The organism is Geobacillus genomosp. 3, from assembly GCF_000445995.2.
GTDB lineage: Bacteria > Bacillota > Bacilli > Bacillales > Anoxybacillaceae > Geobacillus.
The window spans coordinates 2,212,071-2,238,711 of sequence record NC_022080.4 but is presented as its reverse complement, the minus strand read 5'-3'; the positions used below and the strand labels follow the sequence as shown (position 1 = coordinate 2,238,711).

The following is a 26,641-nucleotide window of genomic DNA, read 5'->3' as shown; positions in this document are numbered from 1 at the left end:
TATGCCGCGGGACGAGCATGATTGTCAAGAGAGGAGAACGAATTTTTTTGCAATTTCGGCGCCCAGAAGAAAAAGGCATGACAAATGGATGAAATCGGTGTAAACTGAAAAATAATATATGAATAATCGTTCATTTTGGCGGTCAAAGGGCCGAACGTCTTATGCCGGTTTTTGACCAACTTGAATTTGAAAGAAAGAAGGGAATGGCATGAAAGAGGAACGGGTTTACCGTCTCACCGTGCCGACGCCGTTTCCGGTCGGCAGCGTGCATATGTATGTCATCGCCGGCGACCGGCTGACGTTGGTCGACGCCGGAGTGAAAACAGAAGAAGCATGGCGGCTGTTCCGAACGCAACTAGGCGAGATCGGTTATACGCCCGCTGACATTGAACAAATCGTCATCACACACCATCACCCCGATCATGTCGGCTTGCTTAATTATTTTCCCGATGCTCCGGTCATCGGTCACCCGAAAGCGGACCCGTTTTTGCGCCGCGACCCATCATTTATGGGACGCTATGTCCAGTTTTTTCAGCAGTTTTTTGCCGAATGCGGCGTTGACGCCCGCTTGTTCAGCCGCTTGTCCAAAGAGGGGGGGTCGCTTCGCTACGCCGGAAGACGGGGGCTTGATATCGCGGTGACGGAAGGAGACGCGGTGCCGGGGCTGCCGCGTTGGCGCGTCATTGAAACGCCGGGACATGCCCAAAGCCATATTGTGCTTTATCGCGAGGATGACGGCTTGTTGATCGGCGGCGATCATTTGCTTTTGCATATCTCCCCGAACCCGATGATGGAGCCGCCTGCCGAAGGAGAAACGAAGCGGCCGAAACCGCTATTGCAATATAACGAATCATTGGAAAAGATGTTGCAATACGATATCGTCCGCTCACTAAACGGCCATGGTGACGATACGACCGACATTCCAACGCTCGTTCGCGAGCGGCTTGCCAAGCAGCGCCAGCGCGCCGAGCGGGTGCTCGAAATGGTGCAAGAGCGTCCGCATACCGTATTTGAAGTATGCCAGAAGCTGTTTCCGACCGCGTATGAACGCGAACTAATGCTAACGATGTCCGAGACGATCGGTCAGCTTGACTATTTGGAAGCGAATGGCGACGTGCGGAAAAAACAAGCGGATGGTCATTACATTTATGAGGCGGTGGGGGTGTCGGTGTGCGATTAGCCGGCTGCCGCGTCGTTATTACCGGGGCGTCTGGCGGCATCGGCGAGCAGATCGCTTATGAAGCGGCGCGGCAAGGAGCGGTGCCGGTGCTGTTGGCGCGGAATGCCGGGCGGCTTCAAGAAGTGAGCGCCCGCATCCAAGCGCAATACGGCGTATCCGCACCGCATATGGAGCTTGATGTCAGCGACCGCGAAATGGTCGAGGCGGTATTTTCCCGGCTGTTTGAGGAGCTTGATGGCATCGATGTACTCGTCAATAACGCCGGCTTTGGCGTTTTCCGTTACGTCGAGGACATTGACTTGGACGAGGCGGAAGCGATGTTTGCCGTCAACGTTTTCGGTCTTATGGCTTGCACAAAGGCGGTGTATTCCCATATGAAAGAGCGGGGGAGAGGCCATATTATCAACATCGCCTCGCAGGCCGGCAAAATCGCCACGCCAAAGTCTAGCGTGTACTCGGCAACCAAACATGCTGTCATCGGGTTTACCGACAGTTTGCGCCTTGAGGCGAGCCGGTTTGGTGTGTTTGTCACCGCCGTCAACCCTGGTCCAGTCGAAACCCGATTTTTTGATCTAGCGGATGAGACAGGCGACTATGCACGCAACGTGTCGCGCTGGATGCTTCGGGCGGAGGCGGTGGCAAGACGTGTAGTAGCGGTGATGATGACCCCGACGCGCGAAGTGAATATGCCGGGCTGGATGGACGTGGGCAGCCGGCTGTATCGCCTTGCCCCGGGGTTGGTGGAAAAAGTGGCGAAACGAGCGTTTTTCCAAAAGTAACCGGCTGGCCTTCATACAGAGCCAGCCGGTTTATAGTTGTGAAGAGGCCGCCGGTCTGGAATTAGGCGCCTGTAAGAAACCGGTACACAGCGTCATGGACGAGTTCATACACATTCGCGCCCCGGTGTTCTTCCTTGGCGGCGGCGATATGGGCGCAAAGGCTGTGCCATTCGTTGTCGCTAAGCGGCATCATCTCCTCGTCATAGCCATAGTGACGCAAGCAGTTGCGCACTTGCTTTTGCAGCCATCGTTCATCCATCGACTCCCACCGTCCGTTAGGAAACTTGTGTAAGGAGGCCTTTGCCTTTCGATACGGAAATGACCATCTGTTCGTCACTGCTCATCCGTTTCCGGAGATGGGGCACGGACGACCGACTGAAAGCGTCCTTTATGCGATCCATCGCAAAACGGCTTGTTGTTCGACAGCCCGCAACGGCATAACGAAAACGTTTGTTTCGTTACAAACGGCTTTCCTTCTCCGTCTAGAAGCTCCACATCGCCAGTGACGCGGAGCGAGCCGTTGTCGTTAACTTTGATTTGCACTTTTGCCATCGGGTTTTCCTCCCTTTCGTTTTGACAGTCTTGCCTGTGAACAGGTAGAATAATAAAAAACAAACGGAAAAAGGAGCAGCTATGAGCGTGAATATCACGTTTACCGACGCAGCAAAAAAAATGCTTACCCCCATTGTAGCCGAATCGGGGCGGCAGTTAAAGCTTAAATACGACACTGACGGCTGCGGCTGTTTAGTCGACGGCGTGCCGGCGCTATGGCTCGTTGACGAGGCCGATGAGGACGATCTTGTCGTTGGGACGAATTTTGTGCCGGTGCTTTTAGAGCGTTCGCGGCTCATCTTTTTTGATGAAACGATGACGATCGATGTCAAGCCGGACACGGCCGTCTTTCAGCTAAAAAGCCCAAGACAAATATTAAACGGGCATATGCCGCTCGTGAAGGTGGGATCCGGCGATGAACGGTAAACTCCGGCAGCTGGCGGAGACGGCAAGGCAAAAAACGTGGGTGTCATTCACCCATGAAAATGATCCGTACAGCCTGCTTCATTGGTCGGTCGCCGGTCCGTACCATGACAAAAAAGACGTTTGGCTTTTGCAAAATGAGATGACGTTTGAAACGAAGGAGTTTGCGACGCTTAATGATGCAATCGCCTGGCTTGGCGAGCATATGCCGCACATTACTGAAGTGCTGTAAAAACCGTAACCCGACCGGTTACGGTTTTTCTATCGTCCGCCTGTTATTGGGGGCTGTTTTGCCGCTTTGTCGGATGGAGCGCTTTTTCCAGTTCTTCTTTCGCGATTACCGGCTTGACTGTATCAGCGGACGGCTTTCCTTTTTGAGCACGGTTTTTGGCCATCGGTCATCTCTCCTTTTCATGGTTTAGTTGTATCGTTTGACAAACAGGCGGCTGTTATGCAAGGAGGTGAAAAACGGTGAAGAAGCAAGCGAAGCGGAAGAAGGAGCAAGATCAACAGACCGTAACGCTCGCCGACCGAATCGGCGCAGACATCGAGGCAAAGTTGCTGGCGAAAAAGCGGGCGCTTGCCGAGGAAGAGCAGCGGCGGCGGGCGGCGGAAGAAGCGCGGCGCCGTGAAGAGGCGCGCCGGCGCGACGAGCAGAAGTCATTTGCCGAGCTGCTTGAGGAAAGCGATTTTGACTGGCGCCAGTTTAAGTAAAGGGGGAAAGGATGGATGAGACAAAAAACTGTGGCGGCAAGTACGGCGGCTTCTCCGATGCTCATGGCGGCTGCGGTCATCGCTTTGGCCGCCAATTTGCGCGCACCGATCACAACGGTCGGCCCGCTCGTTCCTGAACTGCAGCAGGAGCTTCACCTCTCCCATGCCGCTGCCGGGGCGCTGACGACCATTCCGCTATTGGCGTTTGCCTTGTTGGCGCCGGCGGCCGCTGCTTTTGCCCGCCGGATCGGGATGGAGCGGACATTGTTTTATTCGCTCATCGTCTTGCTCGCTGGCGAACTCATCCGCCCGCTTGCAGGAAGTTTTTGGCTGTTTGCCGGTACAGCGCTGATCGGGGCGGCGATCGCTGTCAACAACGTCCTCATGCCGGCGTTCGTTAAAGATGTGTTTCCTAAACGGGTTGGCTTCATGACGGGCATTTATACGGTGACGATGAACGTCAGCGCCGCCTTCGCTTCCGGTCTTGCTGTTCCGCTTGCCGACGGGTGGGGGATCGGCTGGGAAGGAGCGCTCCGCTTTTGGGCGTTGCTTGCTTTGGCAGCGATTATTGTCTGGTTGCCGCAAATTCGTCGCCGGAAATCTGCCGGCGCTCCGTCAGGAAGCCGGCGCTCGTCATTTTGGCGGTCATGGCTTGCCTGGCAAGTGACACTGTTTATGGGGCTGCAATCATTTTTCTTTTACTGTGTCGTTACGTGGCTTCCGGAGCTTGGGCAAGGCAAAGGGATGGCAGCTGATACGGCCGGATGGCTGTTGTTTTTCTTCCAGTTTGCGCAGCTGCCGATGATGTTCGTCTCGCCGATGTTGGCCGAACGGATGAAAGATCAAAGACTGTTGATCGGCTCATCGGTACTGTTGAAAGTGGCGGGGACGCTCGCCTTGTTAGCCGGCCAAGGATGGTGGCTGTGGGTGGGAGCGTTTCTGGCCGGGCTCGGCGCTGGCATGTCATTTTCACTTGCCATGATGCTGTTTACGCTGCGTACGCGCCGCCCGTTGGCGGCCGCTCAGCTTTCCGCTATGGCCCAATCGGTCGGCTACTTGCTGTCAGCGGCCGGTCCGCTGCTGTTTGGCGTGCTGTACGATACGTCCGGTCATTTCATCCTTTCCCTCGTTTTGCTGTTGGCTGTCTGCGCGGGCATGATGGGGTTCGGTTTGGGGGCAGCAAGAGACAAGTATGTGGAGGATGAAGAAGCGGTTTAGCCGGAACGTCGGGGCAAGGCGCCTCCCCGGTTCATAGGTAAAAAGAGCCCGCGAGCGGCCGTGTTGCCGCCTCGGGCTCTTCTCTTTGTTCCGTTGGAGCGGCCGGTTCGTATCGGTATACGGTTTACGTTTATCGGCGTGCCGATCCGTTTCCTGCCGGCCGGTTTGGAGCGGTGTTTTATGCCACCTTTGCTTACCGGTGAATTTTGTAAACCGAACGCTTCGTCGCCTGTTTTAACCATTCGTATTCGCCGGCATCAAGCGGCAGCGCGGATGCGGCGGCGGTGTTTTCCTCCAACTGCTCAAGGCGGCTGGCGCCGGGAACCACCGCGGCGACGACCGGGTCATACAAGCAAAACTGAAGCGCAGTCGCGGTCAACGAACGGCGTTCCCCCGTTTTTTCTTTCAGCTTCGCGATGAGCGTTTGCAGCTCATTGTACGAATAATCGAGGTAGCCATGCGCTTTCACCGCCGCTTCCGCCGCTTCGAGCGGTCGGTCGGTCAGCAAGCCTTTGGCGACCGGGCCGCGGGCGATCACACTGATGTGATGCTCGCGCAGGAGCGGAAACCACTCTTCCGGCCGGCGGTCAAGCAGGCTATATTGCATCATGACGCTGACAATGTTGGAACGTTTGACATATTCACGAATGACGTTCGGACGGATGGAGGAGATGCCGTACCAGCGGATGACGCCTTCTCGCTTTAACTCCTCAAACGCCGCAATCGTCTCGTCGATCGGGTCATCGATTGTGCCGCCGTGGAGCTGGTATAAGTCGATGTAGTCGGTTTGCAGGCGGCGCAGGCTGTCTTTCACCGCTTGTTTAATATACTCCTTGGACGGATCCCAGTCCCAGCCGCTGCCATCCGGCCGCCAACGGTTGCCGACTTTCGTAGCGATGACGACTTGATCGCGTTTTCCTTTTATTGCCTTCCCGACGAACTCTTCGTTCAAGCCTTGATCGTATAAATCGGCTGTATCTAAATAATTGATGCCGCGGTCCAATGCTTCATGGATGAGAGAGATGGCCTGGCGTTCATCGGTGCCAAGCGACATGCACCCGAGCCCAATTTCGCTTACATACAAATCCGATGTGCCAATGCGTCGTTTGTTCATGGCATTACGCTCCCTTCCTTATGATCATTGTACAACAGAGGCGAAAAAAGGGCCAAATATGTAGTACAATGGGAAAGAATTCATTAGCTGATAGGGGAGAAGAAACATGGATCAGTTGTATGAAAAAACCGTCCGCAAAGAGAAACTGTTCAGCGGCCGTATCATTGAGTTGTATGTCGAAGAAGTGGAGTTGCCCAACGGGAAAACGAGCCGGCGCGAGGTGATTAAACATCCGGGGGCGGTGGCAGTGTTGCCGCTGTTGCCCGATGGGAATATCGTCCTTGTCCGCCAGTATCGAAAAGCGCTCGAGCGCGCATTAGTCGAAATTCCGGCGGGCAAGCTAGAACATGGGGAAGAGCCGCTTGCTTCCGCGCACCGCGAACTCGAAGAAGAAACCGGCTACCGTGCCAAATCGATGCGCCATCTCATTTCCTTTTATACATCGCCGGGATTTGCCGATGAGCTCATCCATTTGTACGTCGCCGAGGGGCTGGAGAAAGTGGAGGGCGGCGCTGGTTTAGATGAGGATGAGTTTGTCGAACTGTTGGAAGTGACATTAGAGGAGGCGCTGGATATGCTTGAACAACACGACATTTACGATGCGAAAACGGCATACGCCTTGCAATATTTGCAGTTGCGGCGCGCGCTGGGGGAACAAAATGCCGAATAAAAAAAACGGGGGCGCCCTCGGCCGTTACTATGCCGATTTACATATTCACATCGGCCGGACCGCCTCCGGCCGTCCGGTGAAAATTACCGGGGCGCGGACGTTGACGCTTGAAAACATTTTGCATGAAGCGGCGCATGTGAAAGGGATCGATTTGGTCGGTGTCATTGACAGTCATGTGCCGGAAGTGCTTGACGAACTCGAGCGGGCGATGGATGAACATGGATGGCGCGAACATAATGAGGGGGGCGTCAGCACGGGGAAAGTGACGTTGCTATTGGGCAGTGAGATCGAAGTGTACGATGACCGTTGCCGCGGGCCGATTCACGTCCTTGTTTTTTTGCCGACTGTCCGGGCGATGCGCTTCTTTTCGACCTGGCTTGGCGAACGGGTGAAAAACGTGACACTCAGCTCGCAGCGTATTTACGCTTCGGGGCGCGAGTTGCAGACGGCGGTGAAAGAGCAGGGCGGTTGGTTCATTCCGGCGCATGCGTTCACGCCGTTTAAAAGTTTGTACGGAAAAGGGGTGGAGCGCAGTTTAACGGAAGTGTTCGACCCGGATCGGATCGATGCTGTCGAGCTTGGGCTGAGCGCTGATACAGCTATGGCCGACCAAATCGCCGAGTTGCACCGCTATCCGTATTTGACGAATTCGGACGCCCATTCGTTGCGGAAGATCGCCCGCGAATATGAACAAGTGCGGCTGGCCGCCCCGACGTTTGCCGAGTTGGCAAAAGCGTTTCGCGGTGAAGACGGGAGGGCCATCGCGGCGAATTATGGCTTGAATCCGAAGCTTGGCAAGTATCACCGGACAGTGTGTGAACGCTGCCTGACGCCGGTGGCGCCGGATGCCGAGCGCTGTCCGTCATGCGGACATCGCCGCTTCATTAAAGGAGTGTTTGAGCGGCTTGAGGAATTGAAAACAGCGGAACGTGGGCCGAAGCGGCCGCCATACATCTATCAAGTGCCGCTTGAATTTATCCCCGGCCTCGGTCCGAAAGCGTACGAAAAACTGCTTGACCGTTTCGGTACGGAAATGCATGTGCTGCATGAAGCAGCGGAAGAGGAACTTGCCGAGACGGTCGGGGAAAAGCTCGCCCGGCTGATCGTTCTTGCCCGCAGCGGTGCGCTCGCCATCGAAGCCGGCGGCGGCGGGAAATATGGAAAAGTGAGGGGATGACTGGCAAGAAAAAGTTGGGGGGAGGCCTTGTTCCGCAAAGGGGCGTTTTATGGTTACGCACAGGCGGAGTGATAGTGATGGAAAGCAGGGGGGCCGGTGGGCCCCCTTGCTTTTTTGAAAAACAGTCATATCCGAAGCGGATGGACATACAATCTACTAAGAGACCAATGGGAGGACGAAGCACGATGAGAATCCATCCGTTGAAATCGGCCGTCGCCATTCACTTGCGCGAACACGCCTCACTATACGTATTTGTTATCGTCCTGTTTTTAATGGGCGTTATTTTTGGCGCCATTGTCGTCAATAGCCTCGGCTTTAGCCAAAAACAAGACTTGTACTATTACTTGACGCAATTTTTTGGACAAGTATCGAAAGACAATTTGGCGAGCGCCCATGATATGTTTCGTCAAAGCTATATGCATAACATCAAATATACCGCCTTAATGTGGGTGCTTGGCATTTCCGTTATCGGCTTGCCGATCATTTTTGTTTTATTGTTTTTAAAAGGTGTTGTCGTCGGCTTTACGGTTGGTTTTTTGGTCAATCAAATGAGCTGGAAAGGATTTTTATTGTCATTTGTATCCGTCATGCCGCAAAACTTGATCGTCATTCCGCTGATGATTGTGATGGGCGTGATTTCGATTTCGTTTTCCTTGTATATGGTGCGCAACCAGTTTATGAAGCGGCCGCATGAGCCGGTATTCCCGATGGTGATGCGCTATGCCGCGGTGATGGTGGCGATTGCCGCGGGGCTGCTCGTTTCGTCGGCGGTCGAGGCGTATTTGTCACCGGTGTTGATGAAGCAGGCGGTCAAATGGGTGATTGATTTCATAATCATTATTATATAATAATCAATATTGTTCTATTGTAATAGTCATTTTACTTTGATACTTCCCTCGCACATTTGTTATAATGGGAGGTGAATGGCGAGGGAGGAATGAAAATATGGAAGATCGTGTGGAACGAATTAAAAAGCAGCTGCACTCGGCCGGCTATAAGCTGACGCCGCAGCGGGAAGCGACGGTAAGAGTCCTGCTTGAACATGAAGAAGACCATTTAAGCGCTGAAGATGTCTACCTCCTCGTGAAAGAAAAATCCCCAGAGATCGGGCTCGCGACCGTTTATCGGACGCTTGAGTTGCTGACTGAGCTGAAAATTGTCGATAAAATTAATTTCGGGGACGGGGTATCGCGCTACGACCTCCGCAAAGAAGGGGCGGCCCATTTCCATCATCATCTTGTTTGCCTCGAGTGCGGATCGGTGGCGGAAATTCAAGAAGATTTGCTTGAGGACGTCGAAGCCATTGTCGAACGGGAATGGAAGTTTAAAATTAAAGACCACCGCCTGACGTTCCATGGCATTTGCCACCGCTGCCAGCAAAAACATGAAGAAAAATAAAAACCTTTTCCAGTGGGAAAGGTTTTTTTGCGTATAAATAGGCAAACAAATGGCATATCCTCATACTAGCAAGTGGGCAAGCAGCCGATGGGGAGGGTGCCATGAAAACCGTTTGGCAAATGGTGAAAGTATTTCTTTTGTTTACGGGATGCACCATTTTATTTTATTATAGTCTTGTATGGTTTAATCGCGAGTACGAGTATTATCATCGATATGATGAACCGGGAGGATCGGCGGTTAAAGTGTCGACGAATGAAAGCGCGCCTCCGGACTGGCTCAACCGGCTACTATTTTTTTATCGCGACGGGGAGTAGAGAACATTGGAACATGAATTAAAAGATTTTCTGCACTATTTGACGGTGGAGCGGAATTTGGCGCACAATACGATCATTTCGTATGAACGGGATTTAAAGAAATATGTCCGCTACTTGCGCCAAGTCGAGCGGCTTGGGGCGTGGGGCGAAGTCGAGCGCCTGCACATTCTCCATTTTTTAAAGTTTTTAAGTGAACAAGGGCAGTCGGCGCGGACGATTGCCCGCCATTTGGCATCGATCCGTTCGTTCCACCAGTTTTTGCTGCGGGAGAAAATGGCGGCGCAAGATCCGGCCGTTCATATCGAAACGCCGCAGTTTGAGCGGACGCTGCCGAAAGTGTTATCCGTCGAAGAAGTCGAAGCGCTCTTATCGGCGCCGCAGACAAATACACCGTTCGGTTTGCGCGATAAGGCGATGCTCGAGCTGCTGTATGCGACCGGTATGCGCGTCAGCGAACTGGTGCAGCTCAACTTAGGCGACGTGCATTTGACAATGGGGTTTGTTCGCTGCTATGGGAAAGGGCGAAAAGAGCGGATCGTCCCACTCGGCCGGATGGCGGTTGAAGCGCTTACTGGCTATTTGGAGCACGGGCGTCCGCAGTTGGCCGATCCGCGCAGGCGGGCGGCGGAGGCGCTATTTTTGAACCATTACGGCCAGCGTCTGACGAGGCAAGGGTTTTGGAAAATTTTAAAACGGCTTGCCAAAGAAGCGGGCATTGAAAAAGAGCTGACGCCTCACACGCTCCGGCATTCGTTTGCGACCCATCTGCTTGAGAACGGTGCCGATTTGCGCGCCGTCCAAGAGCTGCTGGGGCATGCCGACATTTCGACGACGCAAATATATACGCATGTGACGAAAACGCGTCTCAAAGACGTATATAACCAGTATCATCCGCGCGCCTAGCCGCGGCGGCCGCTGTCCGCTAGGCGCGGTCCTATTGATTTGGTTGTCAGACTTCTGACCAATGCAACAAGGGCGTGTTTTGCCGAAAATATGGGAACGATAGGAAGAGACTCTATTTTCACTTCAGGCGGGAGGAATGAAGGTGAAGTCCACATACCGGCGCGTATTTTTAATTGTGCTCGATTCCGTCGGCATCGGCGAAGCGCCTGATGCTGAGAACTATAACGACAAAGGGGCGGATACGCTCGGGCATATCGCCGAATACCGCGGCGGCTTGCACATGCCGAATATGGCCAAACTCGGCCTGAGTCATATTCGTGAGATTCCAGGGGTGCCGAAAGTGAACGATCCGCTCGCCTACTATACAAAAATGAAAGAGGCATCCGCCGGCAAAGACACGATGACCGGCCATTGGGAATTAATGGGCCTTCGCATCGACAAGCCGTTCCGCGTCTTTCCGGACGGGTTTCCGCGCGAACTGATTGCTGAACTTGAACGGCGCACCGGGCGGAACGTGATCGGCAACAAACCGGCAAGCGGGACAGCGATCATTGAAGAGTTAGGCGAAGAACATATGAAAACGGGGGCGATCATCGTCTATACATCAGCTGACTCCGTCTTGCAAATCGCCGCCCATGAAGACGTCGTGCCGCTTGAGGAGCTGTACCGCATTTGCGAAATCGCCCGCGAGCTGACGCGCGATGAGCCGTACATGGTCGGACGCGTCATCGCCCGGCCGTTCATCGGGACGCCGGGCCGTTTTGAGCGGACGGCGAACCGGCACGACTATGCACTTAAGCCGTTCGGGCGCACGGTGATGAATGAATTAAAAGATGCGGGCTATGATGTGATCGCCATCGGGAAAATTGCCGATATTTACGACAATGAAGGGGTGACACAGTCGTTGCGGACGGCGTCCAATATGGACGGCATGGATAAGCTCATCGATACGCTCAGCATGGACTTTACCGGGCTCAGTTTTGTCAATCTCGTCGACTTTGATGCCAAATACGGTCATCGTCGCGACCCGCAAGGATATGGCGATGCGCTTGAAGAGTTTGACACCCGGCTTGCTGAGGTGCTGCCGCGGCTGACGGCGGATGATTTGTTGATCATTACAGCTGACCATGGCAATGATCCGGTGCACCACGGGACGGATCATACGCGTGAATACGTGCCGCTTTTAGTATACAGCCCGCGCTTTCAAGGCGGAAAGCCGCTCCCGATCCGCGAGACGTTTGCCGATGTAGGGGCCACGATCGCCGATAATTTTCGCGTCCACATGCCGCCGTACGGAACAAGTTTTTTAACGGAATTGGCGCAGCAGTGAATCGCCGCTATTCTGCGATGAACATATAAGGAGGGAGAAGAGGAATGGATCGACAGGCGATTGAAAAAGCAGCGGATGATTTGCGCCGGCGTATGCCGGCGCCGCCCGGTATCGGCTTGATTCTCGGCTCAGGATTGGGCGTGCTCGCCGATGAAATCGAAGAGGCGGTCCGCATTCCGTATGAGGATATTCCCGGATTTCCGGTGTCAACCGTTGAAGGGCACGCCGGCCGGCTCGTGTACGGCCGGCTCGAAGGAGCGACAGTCGTTGCCATGCAAGGACGGTTCCATTATTATGAAGGATATTCGCTCCGCGAAGTGACGTTTCCGGTCCGGGTGATGAAGGCGATCGGCGTCCGTGAATTGATCGTGACGAACGCTGCCGGCGGTGTGAACGAACAGTTTCGCCCGGGCGATTTGATGATTATTTCTGATCATATTAACTTGCTTGGCACAAACCCGCTCATCGGCCCGAACGACCCGGAGCTCGGCCCGCGTTTTCCGGACATGACTGAAGCGTACAGCCGGCGCTTGCGCCGGCTCGCCAAAGAATCAGCAGCCAAGCTTGGCATTCGTGTGCATGAAGGGGTGTACGTTGCCAATACCGGCCCATCGTACGAAACGCCGGCGGAAATTCGCATGGTTCGTGGGCTTGGCGGCGATGCGGTCGGCATGTCAACCGTCCCGGAAGTGATTGTCGCCCGCCATGCCGGCATGGAGGTGCTTGGCATTTCGTGCATTTCCAATCTAGCGGCCGGCATGACTGACGCCCCACTTCATCATGATGAAGTCGTCGAAACGGCTGAGAGGGTGAAGGCCGACTTTTTGCGGCTCATTAAAGCGGTTGTGGCCGAACTGGCGAAATAAGGAGAAAAGGTGATCGGGATGAGAATGGTCGATTTGATTGCCAAAAAGCGTGACGGAGCGGCACTGACGAACGAAGAAATTGAATGGATCATCCGCGGGTATACGGACGGGGATATTCCGGATTACCAAATGAGCGCGCTCGCGATGGCGATTTACTTTCGCGGCATGACCAAGGAAGAAACGGCCGCGCTGACGATGGCGATGGTTCATTCCGGTGAGGTCATCGACTTATCAAGCATCCGCGGTGTGAAAGTTGACAAACATTCGACCGGCGGCGTCGGCGACACGACGACGCTCGTGTTAGGTCCTCTTGTCGCTTCGGTCGGCGTGCCGGTGGCGAAAATGTCCGGGCGCGGTCTCGGCCATACGGGCGGCACGATCGACAAGCTCGAGTCCGTGCCCGGCTTTCACGTCGAAATCAGCAAAGATGAATTTCTTCGGCTTGTCAATGAAAATAAGATTGCCATTATCGGCCAAACCGGCGACTTGACGCCGGCTGACAAAAAGTTGTATGCGCTCCGCGATGTAACCGCAACCGTCAACAGCATCCCGCTTATTGCTTCGTCGATCATGAGCAAAAAAATCGCCGCTGGAGCTGATGCCATCGTCTTGGACGTGAAAACGGGCGCCGGGGCGTTTATGAAAGAACTCGCCGAAGCGCGCCAGCTCGCCCAGGCGATGGTCGATATCGGCAAGCGCGTTGGACGGCAGACGATGGCGGTCATTTCCGATATGAGTCAGCCGCTCGGCTATGCGGTCGGCAACGCCCTGGAAGTAAAAGAGGCGATCGCTACGTTGAAAGGAAACGGTCCGCACGATTTAACGGAACTTTGTTTGACGCTCGGCAGCCATATGGTTTACTTGGCGAAGCAGGCGCCGTCGCTTGATGAGGCGCGCCGCCTGCTTGAGCAGGCGATCGATGATGGATCCGCCATCGCGGCGTTCAAAACGTTTTTGGCGGCTCAAGGCGGCGATCCGTCGGTCGCCGACGACCCGGACAAACTGCCGCAAGCGGCGTATACGCATCCCGTTACAGCCGGTGAGGATGGTTATGTTGCCGGGATTGTTGCAGATGAAGTGGGCACCGCCGCCATGTGGCTTGGCGCCGGACGGGCGAAAAAAGAGGACGCGATCGACTTGGCGGTCGGAATCGTGCTCCATAAGAAGGTGGGCGACCGTGTGCGAAAAGGCGAGGCGTTCGCCACGATTCACAGCAACCGGCCAGATGTGCGTAAAGTGGAAGAAAAACTGGCGGCCGCCATTCGGCTTTCGCCGCGGCCGGTTGTCCCGCCGCCGCTCGTTTATGAGACCATCGTCTAGGGAAGAGCGCCGGCGATCCGCAAGGGAAGAGGCGGTTGTTCAAGAAGAAAACGTCTGAATCGAATGGTTCAGGCGTTTTTTTATTTTGGTTGTCTTGTATAAAAATATCTCCATTGGAAAAAATGTCATGTATAAAGAATGGAGGTTTGGGAGATGAAAACGACAGTCATCCGTCTGCTTTTATTGCCGCTTCTTCTTTTCCTTCCCCTTTCCGTATACGCTGAGGAGAAGGAGCCGAAAGGGGCAAAGGCCGGGCTGGCTGACGAAGCGAAGTCGGCCATCTTGATTGAACGCGACACCGGCGAGGTTCTATATGAAAAAAATCCACATGAAAAACTGCCACCGGCAAGCATGACAAAAATTATGACGATGCTGTTGATCATGGAGGCCATCGATGAAGGAAAGCTCTCCTACGGCGAAAAAGTGCGGACGAGCGAATATGCCGCTTCGATGGGCGGATCACAAATTTTTCTCGAGCCGGGCGAAGAAATGACGGTTGATGAACTGTTGCGCGCTATCGCCATCGGTTCGGCGAATGACGCCTCTGTCGCCATGGCCGAGCGAATTGCCGGATCGGAAGAAGCGTTTGTTGAAATGATGAATGAAAAGGCGAAAGAGCTTGGTTTAAAGGATACAAATTTTGTCAATACGACCGGTCTGCCGGCTGAAGGACATTACAGCAGCGCCTACGACATGGCCATCATGGCGCGCGAACTGTTGAAATACGAAGAAATCACCAAATATACAAGCAAGTACGAGGACTATTTGCGGGAACACACGGATCAAAAGTTTTGGCTTGTGAACACGAACCGGCTCGTCAAGTTTTACCCGGGTGTTGACGGGCTGAAAACCGGCTTTACGAGTGAAGCGGGATATTGTTTGACCGCGACGGCCAAAAAGAACGGCATGCGCGTCATTGCTGTTGTGTTCGGAGCGCCGACACCGAAATCGCGCAACGCGCAAATTACCAAAATGCTTGATTACGCGTTTCACCAATATCAGGCTCATCCAGTATACAAGCGCAACGAAACCGTCGCCCGCGTCGATGTCAGCAAAGGTAAACAAACATCAGTCGCCGCTGTAACGTCAGAGCCGGTATCGGTGTTGACGAAAAAAGGGCAGTCGGTCGAACAAATCGAAAAAGTGATTCAAGTAAAAGATGACGTGAAAGCGCCGATTCGAAAAGGCGATGAGCTCGGCGTCCTGATTTTGAAGCAGGACGGCAAAGAGATTTTGCGCAGCCCGATCGTCGCCAAGCAAACGGTGCCGGAGGCCAGCTTTTGGGATTTGTTTAAACGGGTGTTCAGCCGTTTCGTTCAGGCGGGATGATGTCAATTTTTGCGATCTTTTTCCGCTCTTTGACGAACGGCCACTAGTTTTGTCGGGCGGCAGGATTTCCGACGGGCGGCAGCGAAACTTCTCCGTATCCTGAAATGGACAAGGAGGAACACGCTGTGAGTCTCGCGATCGACTTGGAAGTGAAGCAAGACGTGCTCATCGTTCGCCTCTCTGGAGAGCTTGACCACCATACAGCCGAGGAATTGCGCGGGCAAGTGACGGACGTGCTCGAAAACCGAACCATCCGCCATATTGTACTTAATTTAGGACAATTGACATTTATGGATAGTTCCGGTCTCGGCGTCATTTTAGGGCGCTATAAACAAATTAAAAACGTCGGCGGGCAAATGGTCGTTTGCGCCGTGTCACCGGCGGTCAAGCGCCTGTTTGACATGTCGGGGCTGTTTAAAATCATCCGTTTCGAAGAGGATGAACAATTTGCGTTGCAGGCATTGGGGGTGGCATAAATGCGCAACGAAATGCACCTCCAATTTTCCGCCCGCAGTGAAAACGAGTCGTTTGCCCGCGTGACAGTGGCAGCGTTTGTCGCCCAGCTCGATCCAACGATGGATGAGCTGACGGAAATCAAAACGGTCGTCTCCGAGGCGGTGACAAATGCCATCATTCACGGCTACAACAATGACCCAAACGGCATCGTTTCTATTTCCGTCATCATCGAGGACGGTGTTGTCCACTTAACGGTGAGAGACGAAGGGATCGGCATCGCCAACATCGATGAGGCGCGCCAGCCGCTGTTTACGACAAAACCGGAGCTCGAGCGGTCAGGTATGGGCTTTACGATTATGGAAAACTTCATGGATGAAGTTGTTGTCGAGTCGGAATTGAACAAAGGAACGACTGTTTATTTGAAAAAGCATATTGCCAAAAGCAAAGCGCTATGTAACTGAGGGAGACATGCCTATGGATGTCGATGTCAAGCAAGATCAGTCGCCAATCAAAGATCAGGAGATGAAGGAGCTGATCCGCCGCAGCCAGGAAGGCGACCAGGAAGCACGCGATGAAATTATTGAAAAAAATATGCGCCTCGTCTGGTCGGTTGTTCAGCGCTTTTTAAACCGCGGCTACGAACCGGACGACTTGTTTCAAATCGGCTGCATCGGCTTGTTGAAATCGGTCGATAAGTTTGATTTATCGTACGACGTCAAGTTCTCGACGTACGCCGTGCCGATGATCATCGGGGAGATTCAGCGATTTCTCCGCGACGACGGCACGGTGAAAGTCAGCCGCTCGCTGAAAGAGATGGGCAATAAAATCCGCAAAGCAAAAGACGAGCTGTCAAAAACGCGCGGGCGGGCGCCGACGGTCACCGAAATCGCCGATCATTTAGGTATTTCGCCGGAAGATGTTGTTCTCGCCCAAGAAGCGGTCCGCTCGCCGGCATCGATCCATGAGACGGTGTATGAAAACGACGGCGACCCGATCACATTGCTCGATCAAATCGCCGACGCCGATGAGGCGTCATGGTTTGACAAAATCGCCTTAAAAAAAGCGATCGAAGAACTGGACGAGCGCGAAAGGCTCATTGTTTATTTGCGCTATTACAAAGACCAAACCCAATCCGAAGTGGCATCAAGACTCGGCATCTCTCAAGTGCAAGTATCCCGGCTGGAAAAGAAAATATTGCAGCACATAAAGGAAAAAATGGACGGATGAGCCCATTTTTTCCGTACTTGGTGGGAAAAAGCGGACAGACCATCTCGTTTTGTATTTTAATCATATAAATGGAAAATTTTTTAGGAAAAGAATGGGCGTTTCTCGGCCCATTCTTTTCTATTTTTATGAAATTGGTGGTGAATGGCGGCAAGCTGCATGATCTTTTTTTCAGCCAAACAAACTAAAGAAAAACAAAATGGGGATGAAGGTGTGGGACAGATGGAAAACACCGTGTTCATTAAGCCGCGTCATCGTGTGCAGGTGAAACCGGAGGCGCTCATCACCTTAGGGCAGGTGGCGCAAATGGCCGCGATGGATGAGAGGCTCATTCGGCGGCTGAAGGCGATTCCGCTCTATCGCATTCGGCCGAGCGACAAAAATATCGTCATTATCGATATGATGCACATCGTCCGGGCCGTGCTCGATGTGGACGAGTCGCTCGATGTGCAGATGGTCGGCCCGTCGCAGACGATCGTCGAAGTCGTGTATGAAAAACGGCGGTTTTCGACGGCTTCTTTTCTTCTTGTCTGGCTTCTTTTGTTCGTCGGTTCAGCGATGGCCATTATGAACTTTCACGAAGACGTGAGCATGCAGCAAGTGCATCGCCATTTGTATGAAATGATGACCGGCCAATCGGTCGACAAGCCGCTGCTTTTGCAAATTCCATATTCGCTCGGGCTTGGCATCGGGATGGTGTTATTTTTCAACCATTGGTTTCGCAAACGGATTAATGAAGAGCCTAGCCCTCTTGAAGTCGAAATGTTCAACTACCAGCAGGCGATCGACCAATACGTTATTTTGCATGAAAACAAAGAAAGTATGAGACGCCTTGACGACGCTTGAGGTTTTGCTGGTAGTATTCGTCGGCTTCGCTGGAGGGCTGGCGGTCGGGAGCGGGTTTGTCGCTTTTTTAGTTGTGCTTGGCGTCATTCCGCGTTTGACGCAGCTGACAAAAACGATGAAGCGCATTCACGCCTATGAGTGGGGCGCCGTCGTCGGCGCCATCGTCGGCGGCTGGATGAGCTTGCGCCATTCGGTCTGGCACTTATCTAAATATTGGCTGGCGCCGATCGGGTTGCTGCATGCATATTTATCGGCATGCTCGCTGCAGCGCTGACGGAAGTATTAAACGTTTGGCCGATTTTAGCGAAGCGAATCGGTGTTGATGATAAAATTGTCATTTTATTGATGGCGATCGCTTTCGGCAAAGTGGCGGGTTCATTGTTCCATTGGCTTTACTTTGTCGATTACTTTCACTGAAAAAGGAGGGGGGAAACGTGGGATTAAAGGCTAATTATCTCCGTGAGGTGAAGGCGTTTCAGCCTTCTCCCCCGTATGCGGCCAACGCGGTCAAGGCGTTTTTGGCCGGCGGGGCGCTCTGTACGCTGGCGCAATGGCTTGCTGAATGGCATGGCCGCCTGTTTGCCGCTCCCCCGTTTGCGGCCCAGTTATGGGCGGTGACGGTGATGGCGGGGCTGGCGATCGCGCTGACGGCCGCCGGAAAATATGACGACTTCAGCCAGTTTGCCGGCGCCGGTGCGATGATGCTCGTCACGGGGTTGGCCAATGCCCTCGCCAGCGCGGCCATTGAGCATCGGAGCGAAGGATGGACGGCCGGGGTGGCCGGGCAGATGCTGAAAGCCGGCGGGGCAACGATCATTTACGGCATGATCGCTGCCTATGTGCTCGGCCTCTTTTGGCCATAACGAAAAGAGGGAAGGACATGAAGCGTGTCGGAAAGCAGACGTGGGTGTTTGATGAGGACATTTATATTAAGGCCGCTGCCACCGCTGTTGGTCCGTTCGAAGCAGACGGACCGCTTGGCGGCTATTTTGACATTTGCCATCGCGACTTATATTGCGGGGAAGAGACGTGGGAGCTGGCTGAGCGACGGTTGATGAGCGAGGCGGTGGCCTGCTGTCTGCAAAAGGCCGGCGTTTCTGCCCGTGATGTTGATTTGTTTTTAGCCGGTGATTTGTTAAACCAAAATGCGACGTCCAATTACGTTGCCCGCGAGCTGCCGATGCCGTTTTTATGCTTGTTTGGCGCCTGTTCCACCTCGATGCAGACGCTGGCGGCGGCCGCTGCTTTTGTCGCCGGCGGGCTCGCCGATACGGCGCTCGTGGCGACGAGCAGCCATAACGCGACCGCGGAGCGGCAATTCCGGTATCCGACCGAACTTGGGGTGCAAAAGCCGAAAACAGCGACATTTACCGTCACGGGCGCCGGCGCTGCGCTCGTTGGCCGCACTTCGGGCCGATGGCGCATCCGGGCGGCGACGATCGGCAAAGTCATCGACGCCGGGCTGACGAATCCGCTCGATATGGGGGCAGCGATGGCTCCGGCAGCGGCGGATACGATCGAGCGGCATTTTCGCGATTTAGGTACATCGCCAACTGATTACGACTTGATTGTCACCGGTGACCTATCGCGCATTGGCAGTGTCATTGTCCGCGAGCTGCTCGCCGAATCCGGCTTTGATATCAGCGATGTTTATAACGATTGTGGGCTGATGATTTACCGCCCGGATCAAAAGGTGTTTGCCGGCGGCAGCGGTTGCGCCTGTTCGGCGGTCGTCACGTACGGCTATTTGCTTCATGAGCTCGACCGCGGCACGTTCCGCCGTCTGCTCATCGTCGCCACCGGGGCGCTCCTTAGCCAAACGATGGTGCAGCAAAAACAGTCGATTCCAGCCGTCGCCCACGGTGTTGTTCTTGAAGCGGCCGAATGGGAGTCGGATTCACCGCCATAAAAGGGCTTTCATGCCCGGTCAAGGGGGAATGGAATGATGGAATACGTCCGCGCTTTTTTGGCCGGCGGACTGGTATGCGCCCTTGCCCAGCTCGCCATCGACCGCGGCAAATGGACGCCGGCCGGCGTCGCCGCCGCGCTTGTGATTTTAGGCGTTCTCCTTGGATTTAGCGGCGTATATGATCGGTTTGCCGCTTGGGCTGGCGCCGGGGCGACGATGCCGCTGAGCGGGTTTGGCTATTTTTTGGCGAAAGGCGTGATGGTCGAACCGCGGCCTAGTGGTCTCGTTGAGACCGGTGCGGCCGTGTTCCGCTTCGCCGGCGCCTTGTTCGCTTTTATCGTGGCCGGGTCGTTTTTCGCCGCGCTCATTTGCAAACCGAAAGGGTAGGGATCATGAAAAAACGACGGGTGATTTTAGTGACCGATGGGGACGAATTCGCCTGCCGGGCGATCGAACAGGTGGCCTCCGATTTAGGCGGCCGCTGCATCTCCCGCTCCCAGGGCAATCCGACAAAACTAAGCGGCGAACAGCTTGTGGAGCTCATTTTACAAACACCGCACGATCCAGTGTTTGTCATGTTTGACGACTGCGGCGCCATCGGAGAAGGATCCGGCGAAGAGGCACTCCGCTATGTCGCGACGCATGAGCAAATCGAAGTGCTCGGGGCGCTGGCGGTCGCCTCTAATACGCATCAGCGCGAATGGACAAAAGTGCACGTCAGCATCGACCGCGACGGCTTGATTACTGAATACGGGGTCGATAAGGAAGGCGTCCGCGATCTCGACGTCGGGCGGATTAACGGCGACACCGTCTATTGCTTGGACCAGCTGGGCATTCCGCTTATCGTCGGCATTGGCGATATCGGCAAAATGGGATACCGGGATCACGCCAAAAACGGGGCGCCGATTACGCACAAGGCGGTTGAGTTGATTTTGGAAAGGAGTGGGGGGCATGACGGAAAAGGCGAAAAAGGAAAAGGTGCCGATCGCGGAGAAACTCGTTGACAACGCCAAGTTTTTGCAAAAACGAATCGGCGTCGGCACAAGCTTTGACTTAGGTGTGCGAAAAGTTCATGTGCTAAACCGAGAAGTACATATTTATTACTGCAACGGTTTATGCGACACGCAATATATTATCGAATTGTTAAAACAAATCGTGCGCGTCAACGATGACGAGCGCCAAGTCGCCCAAGCGCGCCAGATTATTGAAAACCGGCTCGTTCATCAGCAGGTGAGCCCGGTGTCGAGCCTTGACGAGGCGGTCGATAAGCTGCTGTCCGGGCTGATCATCGTCTTGATCGAGGGCGAATCAACCGCATTTGCCGTCGATGTCCGCAGCTATCCGGGCCGGCAGCCGCAAGAGCCGGACACGGAAAAAGTGGTGCGCGGCGCCCGCGACGGGTATGTTGAAAATATTATTGTCAATACGGCGCTGACGCGGCGCCGCATCCGTGATGAACGGCTGCGCCTTGAGATTTTGCAAGTCGGTGAACGGTCAAAAACGGATATATGCATCGCCTACATTAAAGATGTCGCCGATCCGGGGCTTGTCGAACTCGTGAAAAAAGAATTGCAACAAATCAATGTTGACGGGCTGACGATGGGTGACAAAACGGTGGAAGAGTTTTTAGTCAAGCAGGGGTACAATCCGTACCCGCTCGTCCGTTATACGGAACGGCCGGACGTTGCCGCGACACACTTGCTTGAAGGGCATGTGCTCATTATGGTCGACACGTCGCCGAGCGTCATTATTACACCGACGACGTTTTTTCACCATGTTCAACACGCTGAAGAGTACCGGCAGTCGCCAGGGGTCGGGACGTTCGTCCGTTGGGTGCGGTTTTTAGGGATTTTGTCATCGCTGTTTTTGTTGCCGCTTTGGGTGCTGTTTGTGCTTGAGCCGTCTCTCTTGCCGGAGTCATGGGCGTTTATCGGACCGAACAAACAGACGAACATTCCGATTGTCATGCAAATTTTACTGGCCGATTTTGGGATTGAGTTTTTGCGGATGGCAGCCATTCATACACCGACGCCGCTGTCGACCGCAATGGGCTTAATTGCCGCTGTCCTAATCGGACAAATTGCCATCGATGTCGGGCTGTTTGTGCCGGAAGTCATTTTGTACGTCGCAGTGGCGGCGATCGGTTCGTTTGCGACACCAAGCTATGAGCTCAGTGTAGCCAATAAAATTTCCCGCCTGGCGCTTGTCATATTGGTCGCCTTATTTAAAGTGCCCGGGCTCGTTATTGGAACAACTGTTTATTTGCTTTGGCTGGCGAGCATCCGTTCGCTGAACACGCCGTACTTATGGCCGTTCATTCCCTTTGATCCGGCGGCATTTATGCAAATTGTCGTCCGCCGTTCGGCTGCCGGGGCGAAAGTGCGCCCGAGCATCGTTCACCCGCAAGACCGGCAAAAACAGCCGTCATGATGCGAATCGTATCGGTTTTTCCGTTCACGGTCTAGGCGGCCGTTTCGGTTGGGGCAGATCGGCGGCCGCTTTTTTGCGATGGCGCCAAAGCAACTTTTATCGCAGTCCAGAAGCAACATCCCGCTTCAAACGCGTAAAGAGCCTAGCCCGGCGGTCAGCGGGAGATGAATTTCGGTTGGCGTCAGCCGAAACGCATGATAAAATAAAAGGGTATCCGGTTCTTTAAGAACGGGATACAGACGGCTGCATGGAGAATCTTTAATGCGAAAATCGGGAAAAGCCTTCTATAACGTAAACGATCCGAGGCGCCAAAGAGCGTTGAATCGTCGGATGCCAGGAGTTGGAACGGCCTGAAGCAACGTTCAAAGAGACGAACGGTTGTTTTTGCCGTCGAACGGAAGAGCTTCCACTTCAGGCAAAGCGACGAGGGCGGGTTTACATCATGATGATCCGTTATTTTTGATGTTCCGCATTTTGAAAGTGAGGGATTGATGAACCGTCCGCTTCGTTTGGACGCGCCCGGGAGCTTGGTTGTACGGCAGCCCGTTATGCGGCAGAGCCGATCGCTCTGCGGCGCTATTTTTAGACAGTTACCCGGTTGCGAACTGTCTTTTTTGCTTTTCCTGCACCATTTTGATGAGGAATGAGGGATTTTTATGTTTTTTCATGGGACGAGCCGTGTCAATGAAAAAGGACATTTGGAAATCGGCGGCGTCGATACGGTCGAACTGGCCGAGATGTACGGCACGCCGCTTTATATTTATGATGTTGCGTTGATCCGGACGCGGGCGCGCGCGTTTAAAGAAGCGTTTCACCGCCATGGCGTTCAGGCGCAAGTGGCTTACGCCAGCAAGGCGTTTTCCTCGATTGCCATGGTGCAGCTCGCTGCTGAGGAAGGGCTGTCGCTTGACGTCGTGTCGGGCGGGGAGCTGTATACAGCTTTGGCTGCCGGGTTTCCGCCGGAGCGCATCCATTTCCATGGCAACAACAAAAGCCGAGACGAACTGGCGATGGCGCTCGAACATGGCATCGGCTGCATCGTCGCCGACAACTTTTACGAGCTTGAGCTGATTGAACAGCTGGCTTCCGGCCGGGCGGTCCCGGTTTTGCTCCGCGTTACGCCGGGCGTCGAGGCGCATACGCACGATTATATTTTAACAGGACAGGAAGACTCAAAGTTTGGCTTTGACTTAAACAATGGCCAAGCGGATGAGGCGTTTCGCCGTGTGATGGCCTCGCCTTCGTTTCAGCTGCTTGGCGTTCATTGCCATATCGGTTCGCAAATTTTTGAAACAGCCGGCTTTGTGCTTGCTGCACAAAAAGTATTCACAAAGATGGCTGAATGGAACAAAGCATACGGATTTATCCCTTCGGTTATTAACCTTGGCGGCGGCTTTGGCATCCGCTATACGGAAGAAGACGATCCCATTCCGGTGTCAGCGTACGTCGATTGTATTGTCAAAGAAGTGAAAAGGCAAGCTGAGACTTGCCAGCTTCCGTTGCCAGAGATTTGGATCGAGCCGGGCCGTTCGCTCGTCGGCGATGCGGGAACGACGATTTACACGATCGGCTCGCGCAAAGACGTGCCGAACGTCCGCACGTATATTGCCGTTGACGGCGGTATGAGCGACAACATCCGTCCGGCGCTGTACGGGGCGAAATACGAAGCGGTGCTCGCCAACCGGGTGCTGGGCGAGCGAACAGAAACGGTCTCGATTGCCGGGAAGTGCTGTGAGTCGGGCGATATGCTCATTTGGGATCTCGCGCTGCCCGAGGCGAAGCCGGGCGACTATTTGGCTGTCTTTTGCACCGGTGCCTATGGCTATTCGATGGCGAACAACTACAACCGCCTGCCGCGCCCGGCGGTCGTTTTTGTGGAGAACGGCGACGCCCAGCTCGTTGTCAAACGGGAAACGTACGAAGATTTAATCCAGCATGATTTGCCGTTCAAAGCGAAGGTGAGAAAATAAAAAGCCCGCCTTATGCGGGCTTTTATTGATTCGAGGAGAATGCCGATTTGATGGCATTCCAAATTTCTTTGAGAATATCGACGATATTTTGGATAAACGTCTTTCCTTCTTCCGATTGCAGAAATGCCGACAGTTGTTCTTTCGCCTTGCTGAGCTGGTCGTTCACTTGATCCCAGTTGATATTAGCGTTTTGCATTTTATGAAAGAGGGAAATGAGGCTGTTGATTTCGTCTTCGCTCAGCGTGATGCCGAGGTCGCCGGCGATCCGCTCAATCAAGGCGCGCAAATCGGCGTCTGTTTGCGGCGGATTGGTGGCGATTTCTTCTTTGATTTTCGCCAGCAAGGCGACCGCTTTATCTGCGCCGATCGAATCGGCCAACTTCGCCGTTTGCACCATTTCTTCGTTCGCCACTTTTTTCACAGCGTCCGGAATGGCTTGGTCGGATGAAATTTCATACGCCTTCATCAACCCGGTCAAGGCGGCGGTGCCGGAAACCGGGAACGGGGCGGTGACGTAAATGTCGGCATCTTTCACCCCGGCGGTGATTAAGGCGTTCGTATACATTTCTTTTGTCACCCATGTGATGTTATGCGTCTCGACATTCAATCCGGAGCCCGGTTCACCGATCGTAATCATCGACGAGGAGATGGCGCGCGTGCCGATTTGTGCTTTCGGGATGAGCCCATCCAAATATTTATGCTCTTCGGCGTTTGAGACAGTAATTGTCTGAGCCCCGTCCGGCGCCTTCATTTCTTCAAGCACTTTTTGTTTTTGTTCGGTCGTTAAGTTTTCCCCGAGCGTCACAATGACATCGCCCGGTGCGGCATCGGCTGCCGCCATGCCCGGGAGCGCCAACAGCACCGCCCAAAGCAGCAATGAAGCGATCGTTCGTTTCACACAGCTCGCCTCCTGTTCACCCAACATGCACTATCATTATACCGTATGCTAACTTGATTTTCTATCAGAAAGACATTTTGCCTTCGTCCCCAAGCGGCGCACGAGGAAAAAATGGATAAGCAAAATCAAAAACAAAAGCGGGTACAAAGCAGCCGAGTAGGAAAGCTTCCAAGCGTGATAGTAAAGCAGCCCCGTCCGCAGGGCGGCGATCTCGTAGAGAACGGAAAAAACGGACCATCCGCCGATGTAAGCGGCTTGCTTCCAAACGGGTTGTTGCAGCGGATAGCCGTTTAAAAACAAAAGATTGACGACGACATAAACAAACACCATAAACCAATACGCTGGTCCGTCGACTCCCGGGTAAAAATAGCCGTACAAATGATATTTGAGATCAAGAAACAAATCGGTAGAGAGGCCGAAGCAAATGGCAAACAACGACGTCGTATACATTTCAAGCGATGAAAGCTGTTTCGGCATGAGGATGAACAAAACGACAAATACAATCACGGTTACCGTTATCAACAACATTGCCGGAAGCCCCCTTAACAGTTCCGCTTCATCTATCACTATCATTAGTGTGCCCATTCATCTTTCATACAAAAATATTATATTAAAAAAATAATAACTGTTTGGGTGGAAAGACGTTTTTACTTTCTTTCCTTTTGACCATCATGGTATGATAAAGACAGTTTATGCAGGAAAAAGGAGATGAAGCTTGATGGCGAAAAAAGGATATATTTTGATGGAAAATGGCGGAAAAATCGAATTTGAACTGTTCCCGAACGAAGCACCGGTGACGGTGGCTAATTTTGAGAAATTAGCCAATGAAGGGTTTTATAACGGGTTGACGTTCCATCGCGTCATTCCCGGCTTTGTCAGCCAAGGCGGCTGCCCGCGCGGCAACGGGACGGGCGATGCCGGCTATACGATTCCGTGCGAAACGGACAACAATCCGCACCGGCATGTCACCGGAGCGATTTCGATGGCGCACCGCGGCCGTGACACGGGCAGCTGCCAGTTTTTTATCGTCCATGAGCCGCAGCCCCATTTGGATGGGATGCATACGGTCTTTGGTCAAGTTACATCGGGAATGGAAATTGTTAAGGCGATGAAAAACGGCGATGTGATGAAGGAAGTGAAAGTGGTTGACGAACCGTAAGCAACGGACGGAAGAGGAGGAGCGGACAAGCCGGAACAACTGGCTTTTGTTTTTCATTTTGCTGGCGGCGAGCTTGGTATGGGGAGCGGTGTATTGGCTTTGGATTGCAAAGTGATGATTCCCGGCCGCTCGTGTGGTATAATAAAACATAAGATACAGCTAAAACATCCTTCGGGGCAGGGTGAAATTCCCGACCGGCGGTGATGGGGCCAAAGCCTCTCAGCCCGCGAGCCGCATAGGCATGATCCGGTGCGATTCCGGAGCCGACAGTATAGTCTGGATGGGAGAAGGATGAGGATGTGCGCACAGCGATTTTCAGCCGAGCTGTGCCGGCAAGGGCGGAGTCTGCCGTCCGGCATGGCAACGGCTTCCGTTTCCGCACGGCAGGCGTAACATTCGTGAACGAACAAATGTTCTTGACTGCCGCTATGCGCATCATAAATCATTCTCCCATGTCCAAAA

General features: G+C 53.7%; 33 protein-coding genes, 1 pseudogene and 1 riboswitch. Of the genes and pseudogenes, 29 read left to right on the top strand and 5 right to left on the bottom strand.

Annotation, left to right across the window (positions count from 1 at the left end; translation table 11 throughout):
* Nucleotides 1-208 precede the first annotated feature (208 nt).
* Nucleotides 209-1,180: an MBL fold metallo-hydrolase gene (locus M493_RS11125; RefSeq protein WP_020960447.1), complete on the top strand. Its 972-nt coding sequence runs from the start codon at nt 209-211 to the stop codon at nt 1,178-1,180.
* Nucleotides 1,171-1,959, top strand: a complete 789-nt coding sequence (locus M493_RS11120) for an SDR family NAD(P)-dependent oxidoreductase (RefSeq protein WP_020960446.1) — start codon at nt 1,171-1,173, stop codon at nt 1,957-1,959. Before M493_RS11125 ends, M493_RS11120 begins: the two co-directional genes overlap by 10 nt.
* 61 nt (nt 1,960-2,020) lie before the next feature.
* Here M493_RS11120 and M493_RS11115 read toward each other — a convergent pair whose 3' ends face one another.
* Together M493_RS11115 and M493_RS11110 are read right to left on the bottom strand one after the other, a co-directional pair.
* Nucleotides 2,021-2,218 (bottom strand): YqzH family protein, encoded by a 198-nt coding sequence (locus tag M493_RS11115; protein ID WP_020960445.1) that lies wholly within the window; start codon nt 2,216-2,218, stop codon nt 2,021-2,023.
* A 74-nt stretch (nt 2,219-2,292) separates the two neighbouring features.
* Nucleotides 2,293-2,511 carry a CDGSH iron-sulfur domain-containing protein gene (locus M493_RS11110; protein ID WP_020960444.1) on the bottom strand — a complete coding sequence of 73 codons (219 nt, stop codon included), beginning with the start codon at nt 2,509-2,511 and terminating at the stop codon, nt 2,293-2,295.
* Nucleotides 2,512-2,592: 81 nt separating this feature from the next.
* Between M493_RS11110 and M493_RS11105 the strand changes: the two genes are divergently transcribed.
* From M493_RS11105 to M493_RS11090, 4 genes are all read left to right on the top strand, one after another.
* A complete protein-coding gene (locus M493_RS11105; RefSeq protein ID WP_020960443.1) occupies nt 2,593-2,937 on the top strand; it encodes an iron-sulfur cluster biosynthesis family protein in 345 nt (114 codons plus the stop codon).
* Nucleotides 2,927-3,166: a YqkC family protein gene (locus M493_RS11100; protein WP_020960442.1), complete on the top strand. Its 240-nt coding sequence runs from the start codon at nt 2,927-2,929 to the stop codon at nt 3,164-3,166. The genes M493_RS11105 and M493_RS11100 overlap by 11 nt, the downstream gene beginning before the upstream one ends.
* Nucleotides 3,167-3,405: 239 nt before the next feature.
* Nucleotides 3,406-3,648 carry a YqkE family protein gene (locus M493_RS11095; RefSeq protein ID WP_020960440.1) on the top strand — a complete coding sequence of 81 codons (243 nt, stop codon included), beginning with the start codon at nt 3,406-3,408 and terminating at the stop codon, nt 3,646-3,648.
* Nucleotides 3,649-3,663: 15 nt separating this feature from the next.
* Nucleotides 3,664-4,866, top strand: a complete 1,203-nt coding sequence (locus tag M493_RS11090) for a CynX/NimT family MFS transporter (protein WP_020960439.1) — start codon at nt 3,664-3,666, stop codon at nt 4,864-4,866.
* 193 nt (nt 4,867-5,059) lie between these two features.
* Here the strand turns inward: M493_RS11090 and M493_RS11085 are convergent, their stop codons facing one another.
* Nucleotides 5,060-5,980, bottom strand: a complete 921-nt coding sequence (locus M493_RS11085; protein ID WP_020960438.1) for an aldo/keto reductase — start codon at nt 5,978-5,980, stop codon at nt 5,060-5,062.
* A 106-nt stretch (nt 5,981-6,086) separates the two neighbouring features.
* On the opposite strand from M493_RS11085, the gene M493_RS11080 reads away from it, so the two are divergent.
* The 21 genes and pseudogenes from M493_RS11080 (at nt 6,087) to lysA (ending at nt 24,122) form a co-directional block, all read left to right on the top strand.
* Nucleotides 6,087-6,650, top strand: a complete 564-nt coding sequence (locus M493_RS11080; protein WP_020960437.1) for an NUDIX domain-containing protein — start codon at nt 6,087-6,089, stop codon at nt 6,648-6,650.
* A complete protein-coding gene (locus M493_RS11075) occupies nt 6,640-7,827 on the top strand; it encodes an endonuclease Q family protein (RefSeq protein ID WP_020960436.1) in 1,188 nt (395 codons plus the stop codon). Before M493_RS11080 ends, M493_RS11075 begins: the two co-directional genes overlap by 11 nt.
* Nucleotides 7,828-8,012: 185 nt before the next feature.
* Nucleotides 8,013-8,675 (top strand): stage II sporulation protein M, encoded by a 663-nt coding sequence (spoIIM, locus tag M493_RS11070; protein ID WP_020960435.1) that lies wholly within the window; start codon nt 8,013-8,015, stop codon nt 8,673-8,675.
* Nucleotides 8,676-8,772: 97 nt separating this feature from the next.
* Nucleotides 8,773-9,225 (top strand): Fur family transcriptional regulator, encoded by a 453-nt coding sequence (locus M493_RS11065; RefSeq protein WP_020960434.1) that lies wholly within the window; start codon nt 8,773-8,775, stop codon nt 9,223-9,225.
* 101 nt (nt 9,226-9,326) lie between these two features.
* Complete coding sequence (locus M493_RS11060) at nt 9,327-9,539, top strand: YqzK family protein (protein WP_020960433.1); 213 nt, start codon at nt 9,327-9,329, stop codon at nt 9,537-9,539.
* 6 nt (nt 9,540-9,545) lie between these two features.
* Nucleotides 9,546-10,442, top strand: a complete 897-nt coding sequence (gene xerD, locus M493_RS11055; RefSeq protein ID WP_020960432.1) for a site-specific tyrosine recombinase XerD — start codon at nt 9,546-9,548, stop codon at nt 10,440-10,442.
* 136 nt (nt 10,443-10,578) lie between these two features.
* On the top strand, nt 10,579-11,772 hold the full coding sequence (gene deoB / locus M493_RS11050) for a phosphopentomutase (protein WP_200865266.1): 1,194 nt from the start codon (nt 10,579-10,581) through the stop codon (nt 11,770-11,772).
* A 44-nt stretch (nt 11,773-11,816) separates the two neighbouring features.
* Nucleotides 11,817-12,638 (top strand): purine-nucleoside phosphorylase, encoded by an 822-nt coding sequence (locus M493_RS11045; protein WP_020960430.1) that lies wholly within the window; start codon nt 11,817-11,819, stop codon nt 12,636-12,638.
* An 18-nt stretch (nt 12,639-12,656) separates the two neighbouring features.
* Nucleotides 12,657-13,958: a pyrimidine-nucleoside phosphorylase gene (locus M493_RS11040; protein ID WP_041267953.1), complete on the top strand. Its 1,302-nt coding sequence runs from the start codon at nt 12,657-12,659 to the stop codon at nt 13,956-13,958.
* Between the two features lie 153 nt (nt 13,959-14,111).
* Complete coding sequence (locus tag M493_RS11035; RefSeq protein ID WP_020960428.1) at nt 14,112-15,287, top strand: D-alanyl-D-alanine carboxypeptidase family protein; 1,176 nt, start codon at nt 14,112-14,114, stop codon at nt 15,285-15,287.
* Nucleotides 15,288-15,412: 125 nt separating this feature from the next.
* The gene (spoIIAA, locus tag M493_RS11030; RefSeq protein WP_020960427.1) at nt 15,413-15,763 is read left to right on the top strand and encodes an anti-sigma F factor antagonist; all 351 of its coding nucleotides are present in this window, start codon (nt 15,413-15,415) and stop codon (nt 15,761-15,763) included.
* A complete protein-coding gene (gene spoIIAB / locus M493_RS11025; RefSeq protein WP_020960426.1) occupies nt 15,764-16,204 on the top strand; it encodes an anti-sigma F factor in 441 nt (146 codons plus the stop codon). It begins immediately after the preceding gene.
* 13 nt (nt 16,205-16,217) lie between these two features.
* The gene (gene sigF / locus M493_RS11020; protein ID WP_020960425.1) at nt 16,218-16,970 is read left to right on the top strand and encodes an RNA polymerase sporulation sigma factor SigF; all 753 of its coding nucleotides are present in this window, start codon (nt 16,218-16,220) and stop codon (nt 16,968-16,970) included.
* Between the two features lie 219 nt (nt 16,971-17,189).
* A complete protein-coding gene (locus M493_RS11015; protein WP_020960423.1) occupies nt 17,190-17,813 on the top strand; it encodes a stage V sporulation protein AA in 624 nt (207 codons plus the stop codon).
* Nucleotides 17,800-18,230, top strand: a pseudogene (locus M493_RS11010) (stage V sporulation protein AB). The gene M493_RS11015 and the pseudogene M493_RS11010 overlap by 14 nt, the downstream one beginning before the upstream one ends.
* A 17-nt stretch (nt 18,231-18,247) precedes the next feature.
* The gene (locus tag M493_RS11005; protein WP_020960422.1) at nt 18,248-18,676 is read left to right on the top strand and encodes a SpoVA/SpoVAEb family sporulation membrane protein; all 429 of its coding nucleotides are present in this window, start codon (nt 18,248-18,250) and stop codon (nt 18,674-18,676) included.
* A 17-nt stretch (nt 18,677-18,693) separates the two neighbouring features.
* Nucleotides 18,694-19,722: a stage V sporulation protein AD gene (gene spoVAD, locus M493_RS11000; protein ID WP_020960421.1), complete on the top strand. Its 1,029-nt coding sequence runs from the start codon at nt 18,694-18,696 to the stop codon at nt 19,720-19,722.
* Between the two features lie 36 nt (nt 19,723-19,758).
* A complete protein-coding gene (locus M493_RS10995) occupies nt 19,759-20,109 on the top strand; it encodes a SpoVA/SpoVAEb family sporulation membrane protein (RefSeq protein ID WP_041267952.1) in 351 nt (116 codons plus the stop codon).
* Nucleotides 20,110-20,114: 5 nt separating this feature from the next.
* On the top strand, nt 20,115-20,726 hold the full coding sequence (locus M493_RS10990; RefSeq protein WP_020960419.1) for a stage V sporulation protein AE: 612 nt from the start codon (nt 20,115-20,117) through the stop codon (nt 20,724-20,726).
* Nucleotides 20,674-22,152 (top strand): spore germination protein, encoded by a 1,479-nt coding sequence (locus tag M493_RS10985; RefSeq protein WP_020960418.1) that lies wholly within the window; start codon nt 20,674-20,676, stop codon nt 22,150-22,152. The genes M493_RS10990 and M493_RS10985 overlap by 53 nt, the downstream gene beginning before the upstream one ends.
* A 656-nt stretch (nt 22,153-22,808) precedes the next feature.
* Nucleotides 22,809-24,122 carry a diaminopimelate decarboxylase gene (gene lysA / locus M493_RS10980; protein ID WP_020960417.1) on the top strand — a complete coding sequence of 438 codons (1,314 nt, stop codon included), beginning with the start codon at nt 22,809-22,811 and terminating at the stop codon, nt 24,120-24,122.
* A gap of 22 nt (nt 24,123-24,144) precedes the next feature.
* Here the strand turns inward: lysA and M493_RS10975 are convergent, their stop codons facing one another.
* Complete coding sequence (locus M493_RS10975) at nt 24,145-25,020, bottom strand: DUF1002 domain-containing protein (protein WP_020960416.1); 876 nt, start codon at nt 25,018-25,020, stop codon at nt 24,145-24,147.
* A 48-nt stretch (nt 25,021-25,068) separates the two neighbouring features.
* Nucleotides 25,069-25,548 (bottom strand): CBO0543 family protein, encoded by a 480-nt coding sequence (locus M493_RS10970; RefSeq protein ID WP_020960415.1) that lies wholly within the window; start codon nt 25,546-25,548, stop codon nt 25,069-25,071.
* A 190-nt stretch (nt 25,549-25,738) separates the two neighbouring features.
* On the opposite strand from M493_RS10970, the gene M493_RS10965 reads away from it, so the two are divergent.
* Both M493_RS10965 and M493_RS18990 read left to right on the top strand, forming a co-directional pair.
* Nucleotides 25,739-26,179 carry a peptidylprolyl isomerase gene (locus tag M493_RS10965; protein WP_020960414.1) on the top strand — a complete coding sequence of 147 codons (441 nt, stop codon included), beginning with the start codon at nt 25,739-25,741 and terminating at the stop codon, nt 26,177-26,179.
* A complete protein-coding gene (locus tag M493_RS18990) occupies nt 26,166-26,294 on the top strand; it encodes a hypothetical protein (protein ID WP_020960413.1) in 129 nt (42 codons plus the stop codon). The genes M493_RS10965 and M493_RS18990 overlap by 14 nt, the downstream gene beginning before the upstream one ends.
* 48 nt (nt 26,295-26,342) lie before the next feature.
* A riboswitch (FMN riboswitch) is annotated at nt 26,343-26,475 on the top strand.
* Nucleotides 26,476-26,641: the final 166 nt, after the last annotated feature.

Excerpts from the sequence above, each read along its gene's own strand:
- M493_RS11065 (WP_020960434.1), top strand. The coding sequence starts at position 8,773 with ATGGAAGATCGTGTGGAACGAATTAAAAAGCAGCTGCACTCGGCCGGC.
- M493_RS10985 (WP_020960418.1), top strand. The coding sequence starts at position 20,674 with ATGACGGAAAAGGCGAAAAAGGAAAAGGTGCCGATCGCGGAGAAACTC.
- M493_RS11085 (WP_020960438.1), bottom strand. The coding sequence starts at position 5,980 with ATGAACAAACGACGCATTGGCACATCGGATTTGTATGTAAGCGAAATT.
- spoIIM (WP_020960435.1), top strand. The coding sequence starts at position 8,013 with ATGAGAATCCATCCGTTGAAATCGGCCGTCGCCATTCACTTGCGCGAA.
- M493_RS11045 (WP_020960430.1), top strand. The coding sequence starts at position 11,817 with ATGGATCGACAGGCGATTGAAAAAGCAGCGGATGATTTGCGCCGGCGT.
- M493_RS11015 (WP_020960423.1), top strand. The coding sequence starts at position 17,190 with ATGGAAAACACCGTGTTCATTAAGCCGCGTCATCGTGTGCAGGTGAAA.
- M493_RS11115 (WP_020960445.1), bottom strand. The coding sequence starts at position 2,218 with ATGGATGAACGATGGCTGCAAAAGCAAGTGCGCAACTGCTTGCGTCAC.
- M493_RS11100 (WP_020960442.1), top strand. The coding sequence starts at position 2,927 with ATGAACGGTAAACTCCGGCAGCTGGCGGAGACGGCAAGGCAAAAAACG.
- M493_RS10990 (WP_020960419.1), top strand. The coding sequence starts at position 20,115 with ATGAAAAAACGACGGGTGATTTTAGTGACCGATGGGGACGAATTCGCC.
- M493_RS11080 (WP_020960437.1), top strand. The coding sequence starts at position 6,087 with ATGGATCAGTTGTATGAAAAAACCGTCCGCAAAGAGAAACTGTTCAGC.
- lysA (WP_020960417.1), top strand. The coding sequence starts at position 22,809 with ATGTTTTTTCATGGGACGAGCCGTGTCAATGAAAAAGGACATTTGGAA.
- spoIIAB (WP_020960426.1), top strand. The coding sequence starts at position 15,764 with ATGCGCAACGAAATGCACCTCCAATTTTCCGCCCGCAGTGAAAACGAG.
- sigF (WP_020960425.1), top strand. The coding sequence starts at position 16,218 with ATGGATGTCGATGTCAAGCAAGATCAGTCGCCAATCAAAGATCAGGAG.
- M493_RS10995 (WP_041267952.1), top strand. The coding sequence starts at position 19,759 with ATGGAATACGTCCGCGCTTTTTTGGCCGGCGGACTGGTATGCGCCCTT.
- M493_RS10965 (WP_020960414.1), top strand. The coding sequence starts at position 25,739 with ATGGCGAAAAAAGGATATATTTTGATGGAAAATGGCGGAAAAATCGAA.
- M493_RS11075 (WP_020960436.1), top strand. The coding sequence starts at position 6,640 with ATGCCGAATAAAAAAAACGGGGGCGCCCTCGGCCGTTACTATGCCGAT.
- M493_RS11060 (WP_020960433.1), top strand. The coding sequence starts at position 9,327 with ATGAAAACCGTTTGGCAAATGGTGAAAGTATTTCTTTTGTTTACGGGA.
- M493_RS11125 (WP_020960447.1), top strand. The coding sequence starts at position 209 with ATGAAAGAGGAACGGGTTTACCGTCTCACCGTGCCGACGCCGTTTCCG.
- M493_RS11105 (WP_020960443.1), top strand. The coding sequence starts at position 2,593 with ATGAGCGTGAATATCACGTTTACCGACGCAGCAAAAAAAATGCTTACC.
- M493_RS11040 (WP_041267953.1), top strand. The coding sequence starts at position 12,657 with ATGAGAATGGTCGATTTGATTGCCAAAAAGCGTGACGGAGCGGCACTG.
- M493_RS11090 (WP_020960439.1), top strand. The coding sequence starts at position 3,664 with ATGAGACAAAAAACTGTGGCGGCAAGTACGGCGGCTTCTCCGATGCTC.
- M493_RS11110 (WP_020960444.1), bottom strand. The coding sequence starts at position 2,511 with ATGGCAAAAGTGCAAATCAAAGTTAACGACAACGGCTCGCTCCGCGTC.
- deoB (WP_200865266.1), top strand. The coding sequence starts at position 10,579 with ATGAAGGTGAAGTCCACATACCGGCGCGTATTTTTAATTGTGCTCGAT.
- spoVAD (WP_020960421.1), top strand. The coding sequence starts at position 18,694 with ATGAAGCGTGTCGGAAAGCAGACGTGGGTGTTTGATGAGGACATTTAT.
- M493_RS11035 (WP_020960428.1), top strand. The coding sequence starts at position 14,112 with ATGAAAACGACAGTCATCCGTCTGCTTTTATTGCCGCTTCTTCTTTTC.
- M493_RS10970 (WP_020960415.1), bottom strand. The coding sequence starts at position 25,548 with ATGTTGTTGATAACGGTAACCGTGATTGTATTTGTCGTTTTGTTCATC.